At 73.8% G+C, this 15,695-nt stretch carries 13 protein-coding genes; 7 read left to right on the top strand and 6 right to left on the bottom strand.

Annotated features, from left to right (window positions below):
* The first annotated feature begins 42 nt into the window (after positions 1 to 42).
* On the top strand, positions 43 to 2,460 hold the full coding sequence (locus tag ACIBTU_RS35775) for a hypothetical protein (RefSeq protein ID WP_399130873.1): 2,418 nt from the start codon (positions 43 to 45) through the stop codon (positions 2,458 to 2,460).
* Here the strand turns inward: ACIBTU_RS35775 and ACIBTU_RS35770 are convergent.
* The 4 genes from ACIBTU_RS35770 to ACIBTU_RS35755 all read right to left on the bottom strand — a co-directional run bounded on the left by ACIBTU_RS35770 (position 2,430) and on the right by ACIBTU_RS35755 (position 7,130).
* On the bottom strand, positions 2,430 to 4,838 hold the full coding sequence (locus ACIBTU_RS35770) for a right-handed parallel beta-helix repeat-containing protein (RefSeq protein WP_399130872.1): 2,409 nt from the start codon (positions 4,836 to 4,838) through the stop codon (positions 2,430 to 2,432). The two genes, ACIBTU_RS35775 and ACIBTU_RS35770, sit on opposite strands and share 31 nt — an antisense overlap.
* A gap of 126 nt (positions 4,839 to 4,964) precedes the next feature.
* Positions 4,965 to 5,570 (bottom strand): hypothetical protein, encoded by a 606-nt coding sequence (locus ACIBTU_RS35765; RefSeq protein ID WP_399130871.1) that lies wholly within the window; start codon positions 5,568 to 5,570, stop codon positions 4,965 to 4,967.
* A 239-nt stretch (positions 5,571 to 5,809) separates the two neighbouring features.
* Complete coding sequence (locus tag ACIBTU_RS35760; RefSeq protein WP_399130870.1) at positions 5,810 to 6,628, bottom strand: MOSC domain-containing protein; 819 nt, start codon at positions 6,626 to 6,628, stop codon at positions 5,810 to 5,812.
* 64 nt (positions 6,629 to 6,692) lie between these two features.
* Entirely contained in the window at positions 6,693 to 7,130 is a 438-nt protein-coding gene (locus ACIBTU_RS35755; RefSeq protein ID WP_399130869.1) for a DUF6643 family protein, read from the bottom strand.
* Between the two features lie 264 nt (positions 7,131 to 7,394).
* Between ACIBTU_RS35755 and ACIBTU_RS35750 the strand changes: the two genes are divergently transcribed.
* Positions 7,395 to 8,669, top strand: coding sequence for a TerD family protein (locus ACIBTU_RS35750; RefSeq protein ID WP_399130868.1), 1,275 nt, complete (start codon positions 7,395 to 7,397; stop codon positions 8,667 to 8,669).
* A 19-nt stretch (positions 8,670 to 8,688) separates the two neighbouring features.
* Here the strand turns inward: ACIBTU_RS35750 and ACIBTU_RS35745 are convergent, their stop codons facing one another.
* Entirely contained in the window at positions 8,689 to 9,864 is a 1,176-nt protein-coding gene (locus ACIBTU_RS35745) for a glycosyltransferase (protein WP_399130867.1), read from the bottom strand.
* A gap of 58 nt (positions 9,865 to 9,922) precedes the next feature.
* Here ACIBTU_RS35745 and ACIBTU_RS35740 point away from each other — a divergent pair, with 58 nt between their 5' ends.
* Positions 9,923 to 10,708, top strand: a complete 786-nt coding sequence (locus ACIBTU_RS35740; RefSeq protein WP_399130866.1) for a glutamate racemase — start codon at positions 9,923 to 9,925, stop codon at positions 10,706 to 10,708.
* Positions 10,709 to 10,783: 75 nt separating this feature from the next.
* The gene (locus tag ACIBTU_RS35735; RefSeq protein ID WP_399130865.1) at positions 10,784 to 11,338 is read left to right on the top strand and encodes a hypothetical protein; all 555 of its coding nucleotides are present in this window, start codon (positions 10,784 to 10,786) and stop codon (positions 11,336 to 11,338) included.
* A 16-nt stretch (positions 11,339 to 11,354) separates the two neighbouring features.
* Here the strand turns inward: ACIBTU_RS35735 and ACIBTU_RS35730 are convergent, their stop codons facing one another.
* Complete coding sequence (locus ACIBTU_RS35730) at positions 11,355 to 12,437, bottom strand: O-antigen ligase family protein (RefSeq protein WP_399130864.1); 1,083 nt, start codon at positions 12,435 to 12,437, stop codon at positions 11,355 to 11,357.
* Positions 12,438 to 12,670: 233 nt separating this feature from the next.
* Between ACIBTU_RS35730 and lnt the strand changes: the two genes are divergently transcribed.
* Genes lnt through ACIBTU_RS35715 form a run of 3 tightly spaced genes read left to right on the top strand, consistent with a single transcriptional unit; the run spans position 12,671 to position 15,647 of the window.
* Positions 12,671 to 14,275, top strand: a complete 1,605-nt coding sequence (gene lnt / locus ACIBTU_RS35725) for an apolipoprotein N-acyltransferase (RefSeq protein ID WP_399130863.1) — start codon at positions 12,671 to 12,673, stop codon at positions 14,273 to 14,275.
* 48 nt (positions 14,276 to 14,323) lie between these two features.
* A complete protein-coding gene (locus ACIBTU_RS35720; protein WP_399130862.1) occupies positions 14,324 to 14,803 on the top strand; it encodes an NUDIX hydrolase in 480 nt (159 codons plus the stop codon).
* A 55-nt stretch (positions 14,804 to 14,858) separates the two neighbouring features.
* The gene (locus ACIBTU_RS35715; RefSeq protein ID WP_399130861.1) at positions 14,859 to 15,647 is read left to right on the top strand and encodes a 3-hydroxybutyrate dehydrogenase; all 789 of its coding nucleotides are present in this window, start codon (positions 14,859 to 14,861) and stop codon (positions 15,645 to 15,647) included.
* Positions 15,648 to 15,695: the final 48 nt, after the last annotated feature.

Below are 15,695 nucleotides of genomic sequence, written 5' to 3'. Positions count from 1 at the left end.
GCGGAGAGCCGGGATCCTGGTCCCCTGAAGAACGGGGGACACATGAATACGGCGAAAGAACAGCACGGCAAGGAAAGCGGCCGGCACCCGAAGCGCGCCGACGAGACCGCGCTCGAACTCCTGGTGCACGGTGTCGGCGGCACCACACCCGAAGCGATGCTCGACGATCCGCGCACCGTGCGGATCTCCGGCGACGACACTTCGGCCCTCTTCCGCCGCGTCGCCGACCGCGACGCCGAGAAGCGGCCCGACGACTACCGAGGCAAGCCCGTCCCCGAGGCGTACGTGTGGTGCAACCTCACCTCGGGCAACGGCTCCCGCGCCCTGTGGCTGCTCCTGCTGCCCTTCATGGTCGTGAACCTGGCGCACTGGATGCGCCCCAACGCCCGCCACAAGCCCAAGGCCGTGCGCCTGTACGGCCTACTGATCCGCTTCATCGGCCTCACCCTGACCGTCCTCCTCGTCGCCGCTGCCTGCGAGGTCGCGCTCGACCTGGCCGCCTGGCAGTGCGCGGGCACCGTCGCGTGCGCCGAGCGGCACAGCTGGCTCGGCTTCCTCGCCGCCGGCCCGGACGGCAGCGGCGGCTGGTGGAGCCAGCCCGGCCGCCGCCTCGCCCTCGCCGCGATCGTGCCGACCGCGCTGACGACCCTCCTCTGGTACCTCTCGCACCGCACCTGGAGCGCCTACGAGTCGCAGCGCCCCGTGCCGCACGAGCCCGACGCCGACGACAGCGGCCCCACCTCCGCGCTCGGCAAGCCCGGCTTCTGGTACGGCCGCCGGCTCGTCGCCCGGCTGCGGGCCGCGCACACCGCCGCGGGACTGCTCACGGTGTCCGCCGCCGTCGGCACCTCCGCCGCCCGGTACGACCGCGGCTCCGGCGGCCCCGTGCTCCTGAACGTCCTCGGCTGGGCCCTCGTCGGCGCCCTGATCGCGGGCACCGCCACCGTCATCGTCGTCGTGGCCCGGCGCGGCCGCAGCGAGAACCGCCTCGACACCACCATCGACCGCACCGTCCTGCGCGCCCTCCCGCGCGGCGCCCTCGCCCTCCTCGCCCTGACCGTGCTCTACGCGGCCTGGTCCCGGCCCGGCTGGCACTCCGCCGGACGGCTGCCGGGCGACACGACGTTCGGCGGCATCGCCCTCGTCGAGGGCGCACTCGTCCTGTGCGCGGCGCTCGTCGCCCGCGCGCTCTACCGCACGGCTCCCGACCGTCGCACCGCGCTGCGCGGCCTCGGCGGACCCGCCACCGCGATGCTGGCCTGCGCCCTCGGCGGCGTCATGACCGGCGGCGTCGCCCAGCGCGTCGCGGACTGGCTCGACGGCACCGGCCACACCATCGCGGGCCCGCCCGTCCTGCTGTCCTGGCAGGCCTCCGTGATCCCGCCGCTCCTCGTCGTCCTCGCGGTCCTCGGCGCCTACCTCGCCGTGCGCACCCTGCGCATGAAGAAGGAGGAGGTGCGGCAGGTCCTGGCCGACTACGACCTGCACGCCGACGCCGCCATCGAGGGCGCGCACCGCCCCGACCACGCCCGCACCGAACGCATCGCGGGCACGCGCGCGCGGGCCGCGCTCACCGACCGCGCCCCCCTGATGATCGGCGCCGTCGGCGCCGTCAGCCTGCTGCTCGGAGCGCTGGCCGTGGCCGGCGCCTGGGCGACGGGCAAGGTCCCCGGCGTCGCGGCCGACGGCACCTACCCGATCGTCGAGGGCGCCGCCGAGGCCGCGCAGGCGCTCGGCTCCTGGCTCGTCGGACTCGGCTTCATACTTCTCGTCACCTCGGGCCGGCGCGCGTACAAGGACGCCTCCGCACGCCGCACCATCGGCATCCTGTGGGACGTGGGCACCTTCTGGCCGCGCGCCGCCCACCCCTTCGCCCCGCCCTGCTACGCGGAGCGCGCGGTGCCCGACCTGACCTGGCGCATGGCCGGCTGGACCCGCGCCACCGGCGGCCGCCTCGTCCTGTCGGGCCACTCCCAGGGCAGCGTCCTCGCCGCCGCGGCGGCCTGGCAGCTGCACCCCGCCGTCCGCAAACGCGTCGCGCTGCTCACCTACGGCTCCCCGCTGGAGCGGCTCTACGGGCGCTGGTTCCCGGTCCACTTCGGCCCGTCCGCGCTCGCCTCCCTGCACCACCAGGTCGACTGCTGGCGCAACCTGTACCGCAGGACCGACCCCATCGGCGGGCCCACCGGCCTGCCCGGCGAGGGCGCGGAGCAGGTCGACCACCCGGCCCTGCTCGACCCGCTTGCCTACGGACGCACCGAGCGGCACCCGCTGCCCGCGCCGATCCTGGGCCACAGCGACTACCAGGCCGACCCGGTCTTCGCCGAGGAACGCACCCGGCTGCTCGCACGGCTGCGGCCGGAAGTGCCTCAGCCGCGCCCCGAGGGCGAGCCACGTCCCGAAGGGGCGGCTCAGGAGAGCGGCGAGGGTCAGGGCAGCGCCGGCAGGTCCTCCGGATAGAGCAGGGTGAGGTCGTCCGTGCTCGGCTCCGGGAGCTGGGCGACCCGCCCCGCGTGCCGCTCCACCATCGACTCGAAGGTCTGCCGCGCGGTACGGCCGTTGCCGAACGCGGGGCCCTTCGGCATCGCCGTGAAGTACTTCAGCAGCGTCTCGCCCGTGCCGTCGCCGAGCCGGTACTCGTGCTCGTCGGCCTGCTGCTCCACGATCCGCAGCAGCTCCTCCGGCAGGTAGTCGCAGAAGGTGATGGTGCGTGAGAAACGGGACGCGACACCCGGGTTGACCGAGAGGAAGCGCTCCATCTCCGCCGTGTACCCGGCGACGATCACCACGACCGCGTCCCGCTGGTCCTCCATCAGCTTGACCAGCGTGTCGATGGCCTCGCGCCCGAAGTCGCGGCCCGAGTCCTCGGGCGACAGGGCGTACGCCTCGTCGATGAACAGGACGCCGCCGTGGGCCCGTTGGAAGGCCTCCTGGGTGCGGATCGCCGTCGAGCCGATGTGCTCGCCGACCAGGTCGACCCGGGACACCTCGACGAGATGGCCCTTCTCCAGGACGTTCAGCGAGGCCAGGATCTCTCCGTACAGGCGCGCCACCGTCGTCTTGCCGGTGCCGGGGGAGCCGGTGAAGACCAGATGGCGGCGCACGGACGCGGCCTTGAGGCCCGCCTCCTGGCGCCGGCGCCCCACCTCGATCATGTCGGTGAGCGCCCGCACCTCCCGCTTCACGCTCTCCAGGCCCACCAGCGCGTCGAGTTCACCCAGCACGTCCTTCGACGAGCGCGCGGCGGACGAGGAGTCCTCGGCGGCGGCCGCGGGCCGCTGGTCGGGCACCGCGCTGAGCAGGCCGACGGTCTGCGTCGCCGTCTGCACGACCGGCTCGGGCGCGGGGGCCTTGGCGCCCGGCCGCAGCCCGCCGCTCTCGTCGCTGGTGCAGTCCTCCACCTGAGGCCCGTCCTCCGCGAACTCGAAACCGCCGCGCGCGCAGCGCTCCGTACGGCACTTCCGCAGGGTGGTGCGGCAGCCGTCGATCACATGGAAGCCGTAGCCTCCGCTGCCCGTCACCCGGCAGCCGTTCAGCGTGCCGCGGCCGCCCGCCGACACGTAGAAACCCGCTTCGGCGGGCGAGGTGACCGTGCAGCGCTCGATCGTCGGGTCGGCGCCCTTCGTGACGATCACGCCCGTCTGCGTCGTGTCCACCGTGCAGTTGGCGAGCGTGCCGCCGCTGCCGTGGTCACGGAACCAGGCGCCGGTCGCCGCCTCACGGATGCGGCAGTCGTCGAGCTGCGCGGTCGCGCCGTCGCTCACCGACACCGCCGTGTTCCGCACCTGCGACAGGTCGCTGTCCACGACGTCGACGCGCGAGCCGCGGTCGAGCACGAACAGCGCGTCCGGCACGTCGTGCACCCGGCAGGACTCGAGGACCGCCGTCGCCCCGTCGCTCACCCACACCGCCGGGTAGTCGCCCGTACTGTCGTGGATCTCGCACTGGTTGGCGTCCACGCGCGTGCCCGGGTCCCACACCGACAGGCCGTTGCGCCCGAAGCGGCCCACCGTGGAGCGGGTCAGGGTCAGGACGGAGCGGGACCTGAGGTCGATCGCGTTCTCCGGGATGTCGTGGATGCGGCAGTCGGCCAGCGTGAGCACCGCGTCGGTGTCCATGGTGACGCCGTCGGCGGTGGTGCGGTGCACGTCGCAGTCCGTGAGGTGGGCGACCGCCCGGCCGGTGATCTGCACCCCGGCGCCCTTGACCTCGTACACCTCGCAGCCGACGGCCTCCAGGCCGCTGTGCTCGCCGGTCGCGGAGAGCCCGGCGCCGGAGGAGTGGTGCACCCGGCAGCGCTCCAGGCGCGGGTGGGCGCCGCCGCGCACGGCGACACCGGCCTGGCCGGCCGCCACGATCTCGCACTCCTCGAAGACGCCGCCCCCGCCGTCGAGCACGGCGATCCCGATACCCGCCGGGTTGTCCACGGTGCAGCGGCGGACCGTCGGGCGGGCGCCGCCGCGCACCTCGATGCCCGAGGCGGACCGGGTCACGATCCGTATGTCGGCGATCTCCGGCGCGCCCTCCTCGATCAGCAGGGCCGGCGCCGCGGCGTCCTGGCCCTCCAGATGCAGATCCTGGACCGTCGCCGATGAGCGGACCGTCAGCGGCACCCCGTCGACGGGCGCGATGCGCACCGAACCGGGGGAGCCCTCGGGGCCACGGAGCGTGACCGCGCGCTGCACCACCAGGTTCTCCCGGTAGGTGCCCGGGGCGATCGTCAGGACGTCGCCGTCGCCCGCCGCGTCCAGGGCCGCGGCCAGGGAGGCGTACTCGCCTGTGCGGCGGCGCCACCGCGAAGTGCCCGTGTGCGTCACCTGGACCGTGCCCTGTGCCATGGCGCTGATCTGCCCCCACCTCGTCGTACGCGGGTCCGTTCGCGCCCTGCCCGGCGCTGTTTCTGCCAAAGGTGGGTCCACCGTAGCGTGCGTGCGGCACCCTGGTTGACCAGAGTCGAGAGCCCGTCAGCTGCCCGTGCCGGTCCGGCCCCAGTCGGGTCCCGCGATGTCCCAGGCGTGGTCCCAACGCGCGTACCGGCGGCGGATCATGCGCCAGACGACCACTCTGCGTGTGCCCTCGACCAGACCCCCGACGGCGACCGCGGCACCGAATCCGGCCAGGACCGCGTGCGTCGTCGCCGTCGCCCTGTCCAGCGGCCGGCCGACGACATGGCCCTGCTCGTCGGTCCACAGCGGGAAGGTGTCACCGCTCTGCGGGGACTTGAGGGCGGCCACGACCCGGTCACGGTGCGCCGAGCCGTCCGGCGCCGTCCAGGTCGCGATGACGCGGCTGTGCGCGTCCCGCGCGGTCGCGGTCTCGGGGTCCGTGTCCAGAGGAGGCTGAGCCACCTTCTTCACGACCGTGGCGACGACCTCCTGCCGGCGGCTGTGCTGCTCGTCCACCGATCGGTACAGGGCGTCCCGCGACAGGGATCCCGCGACGACTCCGACGACGGGTCCCGCCACGACGATGAGGAGCAGGGCGGCCAACGCGATCCAGGCCTCGGCCAGATCGGTGCCGCGGCGCAGCGGATTGTGGCGCCAACGCCAGAGTCCGACGATCGCTCGCACGGTCCGCACCCCCTTCCGCTCCCGTCATAGCCCGCGGCGCCGGCGTTCACGCGCCGGACGGGCGAAGAGAGAGCGACATCACCCCACCCGCCGCAGAAGGCCGATGGCTCCGCCGGGCCATTGTCCCGCCAATCTCTCCTAACGGCGGGTCGAGGCTCCGGGTTCCCCTGGGGATGACGCTTATTCGAGGGTAGTGAGCGGATCTGTTCGAGGAGGATCCGAAGGAGAGCCGCGGCCGGTCAGAGGATGATCAGCGGATCCCCGACGCGGACCGTGCCCGTGGTCTCGGGGACGAGATTGGTCCCGAAGCACAGCTGGTCGCCGAATCGGCGGTGGCGGGCCAGCGTGCGCAGCGGCTCCTTGCCGCGCTGCGCGGTCGCCTGGTCCGTGGTCGTGACCACGCAGCGGCCCGACTTCTTGGTGACACGGAAGGTGACGTCCCCGATGGCGATGCGTGACCAGTCGTCCTCGGCCCAGGGGGCGGTGCCGGACACGACGACGTTCGGCCGGAAACGGTCCATCGGCAGGGGGCCCTCGTCCGCGTGGTCTCCCTGGGCGATCAGGGAGTTGAGCGCGTCCAGGGAGGACACCGTGGTCAGCAGCAGCGGATAACCGTCGGCGAAGCTGACCGTCTCGCCCGGGCGGGCGTACGCCGGATCGATGGGGCGCCGCGTCGCCGGGTCGTCCAGGTGCAACTGGCGCACGTCGGCGTCCAGGTAGGCGCTCCACCAGGCGTGCGCGGCGTCGTCCGCGAGCACCGCCTCGACCTTGTCGCCCCAGACGTCGATGGTGGTCGTGGCCACGGGTGCGGGCACGTCCACCGTCAGTGGGTCCATGCCGGGCGCGGACAGCCGGACGCCGCCGGGCAGCAGCTCGGCGGCGGCCAACGCGAGACGCGGGTGCGGGCGTTGGGTGACGATCTTGCCCGCGGGGTCGACAAGGACCCAGCGCCGATCGCCCGCGAGCCCCCAGGGCTCCACGTCCGCCGCCTGTGGCGCGTGCCCCCGAACCGCCTTGAGCGGGTGGACGTGGATCGAACTGAGTGCGGGATTCGACATGGGGGCCATCCTGCCAGCAGGCACCGACAGCCCCCGAGTTCGGGCCCGGTCCGGGCCCGGACCGTCAGTAGCCGCGGTACTGCTGCCGGTTGTACGGGTCCTCGTACGGGGCCGGGGCGGGCGCGGGGCGCGGTGCGGCCGGACGCATCGCCTCGTAGCCGGTGCTCTGCATCGGGCGCTGCTGCTGGACCTGCGGGCCCGGGTAGCCGCGCGGGGCGCTCGCCTGCTGCGGGATGTACGCGGTCGGCGCGGCCTGCATCGGGGCGGGCTGCTGGGCCGCGTAGCCGTACTGCGGTTGGTGCGCGGAGGGTGCGGCCGGGAGCGCGGGCAGCGCCGCCGGCAGCGCGGGCAGATGACTGCCGGTGTCGTACGCGGGCGAGACCCGGATCGGTGCGATCTGGGGTGTGCCCCGCTCTGCGACGAGAGAATCGTAGATCGGAGTGTCCGGGAAGGACGGGGCGGAGTAGTAACCGCCGCCATAGGTGGAGCGGGGGGAGGTCATGGCACATAAGTTAAGCCCACGATGTGGTGGTTGGGGTAGACCGATAAGAGGGTTCTTTTGAGCGCCGGGTGTGACCACGCGTCCCCAATCCGAGCGAACTTGGGAAAATCGGTCGTCTGACAGCGTTCGGATCGTGTAAAGGCCGAGTACGGGCGGGTTACCGGCGGTTGGCCGGCGATCTTCGGATGTGCCTCTGGGGTGCCGTGGGGGCCTGGGAATAGGTTGACCGGGAAGCCGAAGGCGAGCATTGGGGGAGACATGACAATGGTCAAAGGATCGAATGTCGCGGTGCCGGCTCCGGCGGTGCGTGTCGAATTGGGATGGCGGTCCGGGCCAGGCGTCCCCGACGCCGACGCGTCCGCTCTCCTCCTGGTGGCCGGAAAGGTCCGCTCGGACGCCGACTTCGTGTTCTACAACCAGCCCGTGCACGCCTCCGGCGCGGTCCGGCACGAGGGGAAGAACGCCGCGGGCGGTGCCGTGACGGACACGCTGTCGGTCGACCTCGCGCGCGTGGAGCCCGGGATCGAGCGGATCGTCCTCGCTGCGTCGGCCGACGGCGGCTCCTTCGGCCAGGTCCCCGGCCTCTACGTCCGCGTGCTCGACGCGGCCGGCGGCGCCGAACTCGCCCGCTTCGACAGCACCGACGCCTCCGTGGAGACCGCCTTCGTCCTCGGAGAGCTGTACCGGCGCCAGGGCGCCTGGAAGTTCCGCGCCGTCGGCCAGGGCTACAGCACCGGTCTCGAAGGACTCGCCACGGACTACGGGATCACCGTCGACGAGCCGCAGCACGCCGCGCCGCCCCCGCCACCCGTGCCCCAGGCACCGGCCCGCCCGGCGACGGTGCCACCGCCCGTCGCCCCCGCGCCCCCGATGTCGCCCCCGCCCCCGGCTCCCGAGCCGGTCCGCCTCACGAAGGTCACTCTCACCAAGGCCGCGCCCTCTGTCTCCCTCGCCAAACAGGGCGGCACCTCCGGCGCGATGCGCGTGAACCTCAACTGGGAGATGCGCAAGCAGTTCAGCGGCTGGGGGAGCAAGCGCGGCCGCGCCACCGCGATGCACCGCGACCTGGACCTCGACCTGTGCGCCCTCTTCGAGCTCGCCGACGGCCGCAAGGGCGTCGTCCAGGCCCTGGGCAACGCGTTCGGGGCGCTGCACCAGCCGCCGTACATCCACCTCGACGGCGACGACCGCACCGGAGGCGTCGCCTCCGGCGAGAACCTCACCATCAACCTGGACCACAAGCAGGCGTTCCGCCGCATCCTCATCTTCGTGACCATCTACGAAGGCGCGCGCAGTTTCGCCGACCTCCACGCGACCGTCACCCTGACTCCGCAGGGCGGTGCGCCGATCGACTTCTCCCTGGACGAGTGCACCGTCCCGTCGACGGTCTGCGCCCTCGCCCTGATCACCAGCACGGGACACGACCTGACCGTGCAGCGCGAGGCCCGCTACCTGGTGCCGGAGCGCGGCGTCAGCCCGCAGCGCACCGTCGACCAGGTCTACGGATGGGGCATGAACTGGACGCCCGGCCGCAAGTGACGCCCCCCGGGAGCGCGGCTCACCGCTGTTCGGGCGCAGCGTCGGGACGGGCGTACGTACGCCCCTTCCATGCGGCGCCGCGCCCCCTGTAGTGCTGCACGGCGGAGTCCACCGTCATCAGGAGGTACAGGAACGCGGTGAACGGAAGGAGCGGGGCGAGCCACAGCGGCTGCCCGTAGTAGCGCAGCATCGGCGTGTAGGTGCCCGCCATCACGGCCCAGGCGAGCCCGCCGAGGACGGCCGTCGCCGCACTGCCCGTCGCCGCGCCGGTGATCAGGGCGAGCGGCGGGACCAGATAGACGAGCGTCAGGCCCAGCACCGTGCCCAGCAGGACGAGCGGGTTGTGCCGCAGTTGCGCGTACGCGCTGCGCGACACCATCTGCCACAGGTCCGCGAGGCGGGGGTACGGGCGCACGCTGTCCACGTGGTCGGCCAGGCCGAGCCAGATGTGCCCGCCGGAACCCTTCACCGCGCGGGCGAGCGACACGTCGTCGATGACCGCCTGACGGATCGCGTCGGGGATCCGGGCCCGCTCCGCCGCCTCGGTGCGCAGCAGTACGCAGCCGCCCGCGGCCGCGGCCGTGCGCGAACCCCGTACGGCGATCCGGCGGAACGGATAGAGCTGCGCGAAGAAGTAGACGAACGCGGGCACCACCAGGCGCTCCCATACGCTCGCCACCCGCAGCCGTGCCATCTGGGACACCAGGTCGTAGCCTCCGGCGTGCGCCGCCGCCACCAGCTCGCGCAGGCTCCGCGGCCCGTGCGCGATGTCGGCGTCCGTGAGCAGCAGGTACTCCGGTTCACGCGCGCGTGCCAGGGCGATGCCGTGCCGCACGGCCCACAGCTTCCCGGTCCAGCCGGCGGGCGGTTCACCGGGGGAGCCGATGGTCAGCGGCAGTCCGCCGTGGCGCTCGGCCAGGGCGCGGGCCACGTCCCCGGTGCCGTCGGTGCTGCCGTCGTCGATCAGGAAGATCTCCGCGCGCCCGGGATAGTCCTGGGCCAGGAGCGAGGGGAGGCTGTCCGGCAGCACGGCCGCCTCGTCGCGGGCCGGGACCACGACGCACACGTCCGGCCACGCGGCGGGTTCCGCGCGCGGCGGGAGCCGCAGGTCGGTGCGCCAGAAGAACCCCTGGCAGAGCAGCAGCCACACCCACGCGGCGAGCGAGGCCGCGGTGATCCACGCAACGACGTCCATCCGTCGCAGTCTGCCCCACGGGCGGTGCCGTGTCGGCGGCATCGTCTATGGTTTCCGGGTGAAGATCGCGCTGATGGACTCGGGAATCGGACTGCTCGCGGCCGCCGCCGCGGTACGGACCCTGCGGCCGGACGCCGACCTCGTGCTCTCCTCGGACCCGGACAACATGCCCTGGGGCCGCGGCACCTCCGAGGACGTCACGCGGCGCGCCCTGGCCGCCTGCGAGGCCGCCGCGGCGCACGGCCCGGACGCCCTGATCATCGCGTGCAACACGGCGACGGTGCACGCGCTCCCCGCCGTCCGCGCGCTGCTCGAGCCGGAGATCCCCGTCATCGGCACCGTGCCCGCGATCAAGCCCGCGGCCGCGGGCGGCGGCCCCATCGCCATCTGGGCCACCCCCGCCACGACCGGCAGCCCGTACCAGCGCGGGCTGATCCGCGACTTCGCCGCGGGGGTCGAGGTCACCGAGGTGCCCTGCCCGGGTCTCGCCGACGCCGTGCAGTGGGCCGACGAGGACGGCATCGACCGGGCCGTCGCGGCCGCCGCCGCGCTCACGCCCCGTGACGTGCGGGCCGTCGTGCTCGGCTGCACCCACTACGAGCTCGTCGCCGAGCGCATCCGGGCCGCCGTGCAGCGACCCGGCGCCGAGCCGCTCGTGCTGCACGGCAGCGCGGGCGCCGTCGCCGCGCAGGCCCTGCGCCGGATCGGCGCGCGCCCCGAGCCGGCCACGGAGGCCCACGGCGGGCTCACGGTGATCCTCAGCGGGCGGCACGAGACCCTGCCGCCGGCCGCGCTCACGTACGCCGAGGGACGTGGACTGCAGGCGGTCAGCCACGCCGGGTGACGCCCGACGCCGCCCGGGGGAGTCACCCTCCGCAAGGCGGTGCCTTCGCAGCGGAACCTGAGTACGCTCGATGACATGAGGCAACACGCCGCAGGAGAGCAGCCCGGGCGCCGCACGGCCGCGCCGGGCAGCGACATCTGGACCGGCCACGCGCACAACCGGGTGCAGTGGTTGCTGGCGCTGGGCGGCCTCGCCTGTCTGGCTCTGGGCATCCAGCTGGCCGTGGCCAGCTCCTGGGCGACGGGCATCGCGGCGCTCGCCATGTCGGTGGTCGGCCTCATCGCGGTCGGCCTGCTCATCCTCTTCGGCACGCTCGCGTTCCTGCAGGTCGCGGTGAAGGTCGACAAGGACCACCTGGAGGTGCGCTGCGGCCATGTCGGACTGCCGCGCCGCCGCATCCCGCTCGACCATGTCGTCGACGCCGACTTCGCGCCCCGGGTCACGCCGCGTCAGTGGGGCGGCTGGGGGTACCGCTGGCGCCCCGGCATCGGCACCGCCGTCGTGGTGCGGCGCGGCGAGGGCCTCGTCCTGAGCCTCGGCGACGGCCGCAAGTTCACGGTCACGGTCGACGACGCGGAGAGCGCGGTCCGGCACATCCGCGACCGTCTGAAGCCCACCGCGGCGCTCTGAGCCACTCGTACCCGCTCTACTCGCGGCCGTCCCGGACCCGTTCCGGGGCGGCCGCCTCGTCGTGCGGGGGCTCCTCCGCGAGAGGTTCCGCGGTCGCGATCCCGGCGAGCAGCCCCACGCCCGCCGTCACGCTGGTGAAGCTCAGCGCGTTGCCGACCGTGGCCAGCACGGCGACCGCGGTCAGGGCCGCGCCCGCGCTGAGGACGACCGGGGTCGAGCGGGCGGAGCGCCACAGGACGTAGAGCACCCAGCAGTAGGCGGCGGTCAGCAGGAACAGGCCGATGGCGCCCTGCTCGGCGGCGACCTGGAGCACGGCCGAGTGCGGCTTGCCGTCCGGTGGCGCGGTCGTGACGAGGCTCGTGCCGAGTTCGCCGAAGCGGCCGGGGCCGACGCCGAGCGCGGGATCGGACTTCGCCAGCCGCAGCGCCTCGTGCCAGAGCTGGAGGCGGTGCCGGGTGATCCGGCCCTCCAGGGTGTCCGTGAGGCCGGACGGCAGGGCGCCCTCGGCGAGGGCCAGGCTCACCGCGACCACGAGCGTGGTGGCGAGCCCCAGGCCGGCGAGGCCCAGTGCCCGCCGCCGCATCCGGGCCGCCGCGAGCGAGCACAGGACGACGGCGGTGCAGGCGGCGACCCCCGCGCCCGAACCGGTGACCGCGGCCAGGACGACGACCGCGGCCGCCGCGACGTGCAGCACGACACGCAGCTCCCGGCGCCGGGCCGACCAGGCCGCACAGCACAGCGCGCCCGCCGACAGGGCGAGCAGGGCGGCGGTGGCCCCGGAGCGGCCCAGGGGGGCCAGGGTGTCGGGCGCGGGCACCGAGCCGGGGGCGAGGAGGGCGATGCCGAGTCCGCCGCAGCCGACCAGGCACGACGCTCCTACGGGGACGAGCGCGCCGCCGATCCGCCCGCAGGCGTAGCCCGCGGCGACGGCGAGGACCGCGAGGAGCACGCCCTCGGGACGTCCCGCCCGCGCGGTCGCGCTGATCAGTGCCCACACGGCGCAGGCGCCGAGCACCGCGATGCCCACGGCGTCCGGCAGACCTCGGCGCCGCCGGGCCGGTTCCTGGCCCGTGCGCGCAGGCCACCCCGTCGTTCCCACCCGTAGCCCCCCGACTAGTGACGGGCACCCCGCGCGATGGCCGGATCCGGTCGTTCGCGGGAACCCGGGCACACGGTAACGGCTGGCGCGACGGATTGGGCCCGCCTTGCGCAGGAACGTTGCTGCCTTGCGCAGGAACGTTGCGGCATGGTCACACGCGCTCCCTGCCCGGGCCCGGGCCACCGCCTCGCCCGGCATGTCCCGCGGCGGGCCCCGCGCCGTAGACTCCCCGCGTGACCGCCACCGCACCTCCCGTCGCCCCGTCGGACGAGCCCGCGCAGACGCCCGTCCGCCGCTCCCACCTGCGACGGTTCGCGCCCGTCGGCCTCGCGGCCGCCGCCGGACTGCTGCTGTACCTGAGCTTCCCGCCGCGCGAACTGCCGTGGCTGGCGCCGCTCGCGTTCGCGCTGTTCGGGGTGGCTGTGTACGGGCGGCGCATGAGGGCGGGTTTCGGCCTCGGCCTGGTGTTCGGTCTCGCCTATCTGGTGCCCTTGCTGTCGTGGACCGGCGTCGACGTCGGTCCACTGCCGTGGCTCGCGCTCGCCCTGGCCGAGGCGCTGGTCCTCTCCCTGGCGGGGCTCGGGATCGCATACGTCTCCAAGCTCCCGCTCTGGCCTCTGTGGGCGAGCGGCGTGTGGATCGCGGACGAGGCGCTGCGCGCGCGTTTCCCCTTCGGCGGTTTCCCCTGGGGCAAGGTCGCGTTCGGGCAGCCGAGTGGCGTGTTCCTGCCGCTCGCCTCGCTCGGCGGCACCCCGCTGCTCGGCTTCGCGGTCGTCCTCAGCGGCTTCGGGCTCGGCGCCCTGGCCCTGCGCCTCAAGGCCCTGCGCGGCGGTGACCGCGCCCGGGTCCTGCGCGACGGCGGGGTCGTCGCGGCCGCCGCCTTCACCGTCGCCCCGGTCGTCGCCGGAGCCGTCATGCTGCCCTTCGTGCCCACCGGCGCCGAGGCCGGCACCGCGCGCGTGGCGCTCATCCAGGGCAACGTGCCCCGCATGGGCCTCGACTTCAACGCCCAGCGGCGGGCCGTGCTCGACTACCACGTGCGCGAGACCATGAAGCTCGCCGAGCGCGTCAAGAAGGGCGAGACGAAGCGCCCCGACCTCGTGCTCTGGCCCGAGAACTCCTCGGACATCGACCCGTACGTGAACATGGACGCCTACGACGAGATCAGCAAGGCCGCCGAGGCGGTCGGCGCGCCGATCTCCGTCGGCGCGGTCGTCACGGCGAAGGACGGTTCGATCCGCAACCGGCTCATCCTGTGGGACCCGGAGAAGGGCCCCGGCGCCACGTACGACAAGCGGCACCTGCAGCCGTTCGGCGAGTACATGCCGTACCGGAGCTTCTTCCGGATCTTCAGCAAGGACGTGGACCGCGCCGGGAACTTCGTACCCGGTGAGAAGGCCGTCGCCTTCGACATGAACGGCACGAAGATCGGCAACATCACCTGCTACGAGGCCGCCTTCGACGACGTCGTGCGCGACCAGGTCGACGCGGGCGCCGAGATCCTCTCCGTGCCGAGCAACAACGCCACGTTCGAACTCAGCCAGATGACCTACCAGCAGCTCGCGATGGACCGGGTGCGCGCCGTCGAGCACGGCCGGGCCGTGATGGTGCCGGTCACCAGCGGGGTCAGCGCCGTCATCCGGCCCGACGGGTCGATCGCGCAGCGCACCGGCATGTTCGAGCCCGACACCCTGATCGCCGACGTGCCCCGGCGCACCAGCGAGACGCTCGCCACGCGCGCGGGCGTCTGGCCCGAGGCGCTGCTCGTCGCGATCGGCGTCGGCGGCCTGGCCTGGGCCGTGACCCGCTCCCGCCGCACCCGCGGCACGCGAGCCTGACGCGGCGGCACGTCAGGGCGTGGCCGCTGCCCGGTTAGGCTCGCGGGCATGGCTACTCCTGAGTTCATCCGCACCATCCGGGCCACCGCGGGCCACCAGCTGCTCCTCCTGCCGGGAGTCAGCGCGATCGTCTTCGACGACGAGGGCCGCGTCCTGCTCGGCCGGCGCGCGGACACGGGCAAGTGGTCGATCATCGGCGGCATCCCCGAGCCGGGCGAGCAGCCCGCGGACGTCGCCGTGCGCGAGGTGTACGAGGAGACGGGCGTCGAGTGCGTCGTCGAGCGGGTCGTGCTCGTCCAGGCCCTGCCCCCGGTCACGTATCCGAACGGCGACACCTGCCAGTTCATGGACACCACCTTCCGCTGCCGGGCCACCGGCGGCGAGGCGCGGGTCAACGACGACGAGTCCCTCGACGTCGGCTGGTTCGCCCTCGACGCGCTGCCCCCGCTGCAGGAGTTCGCCCTGTTCCGCATCAAGCAGGCCCAGTCGGACGGGCCGACATGGTTCGAGACCATGTCCGGGCACTGAAGTATGGGTGCTCACCACATCGGGCGGCGGGGAGCGGCTGCCTAGTGTGCGGAGCATGACCCCGCGCACCCCCTTCGCCGCAGCCCACGCCGCACCCCTCGACCTCGGCGGCCGCACCGCACTCGTCACCGGCGCCGCCGGCGGCATCGGACGGGCCTGCGCGCAGCGGCTCGCCGCGGCGGGCGCCAAGGTCAGAGCCGTCGACCGGGACCCGGAGGGCCTGGCGGCCCTGGCGGAGGAGACCGACGGCGTCGAACCGGTCGTCCTCGACCTCACCGACCTCGACGCCGCGGAAGCCGCGGCGGCCGGCTGCGACATCCTCGTCAACAACGCCGGACTCCAGCTGGTGCGCCCCATCGAGCAGTTCCCCCCGGACGTGTTCCACACCGTCCTGACCGTGATGCTCGAGGCCCCGTTCCGATTGATCCGCGGTGCGCTCCCGCACATGTACGAGCAGGGCTGGGGCCGGATCGTGAACGTGTCCTCCGTGCACGGACTGCGGGCCTCCGCCTTCAAGTCCGCGTACGTCGCCGCGAAGCACGGCCTGGAGGGCTTGTCGAAGACTGCCGCGCTGGAAGGCGCCCCGCACGGCGTCACGTCGAACTGTGTGAACCCCGGCTACGTGCGCACCCCGCTCGTCGAGCGGCAGATCGCCGACCAGGCCGCCGCGCACGGCATCCCCGAGGAGCGGGTGCTGAGCGAGATCATGCTGCGGGACAGCGCGCTGAAGCGGCTCATCGAACCCGCGGAGGTCGCCGAGGCCGCGGCGTATCTGTGCTCGCCCGCCGCCTCGTTCATGACCGGCACCTCCCTCGTCCTCGACGGGGGCTGGACCGCCCACTGACGCACCGAGGGTCTTTCGTCCACAGGCCCGCTCACCGCCCGTTCACCC

This window comes from Streptomyces sp. NPDC050145 (genome assembly GCF_044460245.1).
Classification (GTDB): domain Bacteria; phylum Actinomycetota; class Actinomycetes; order Streptomycetales; family Streptomycetaceae; genus Streptomyces.
The sequence above is the reverse complement of the archived record's forward strand: the minus strand, read 5'-3'. Positions and strand labels throughout refer to the sequence as shown.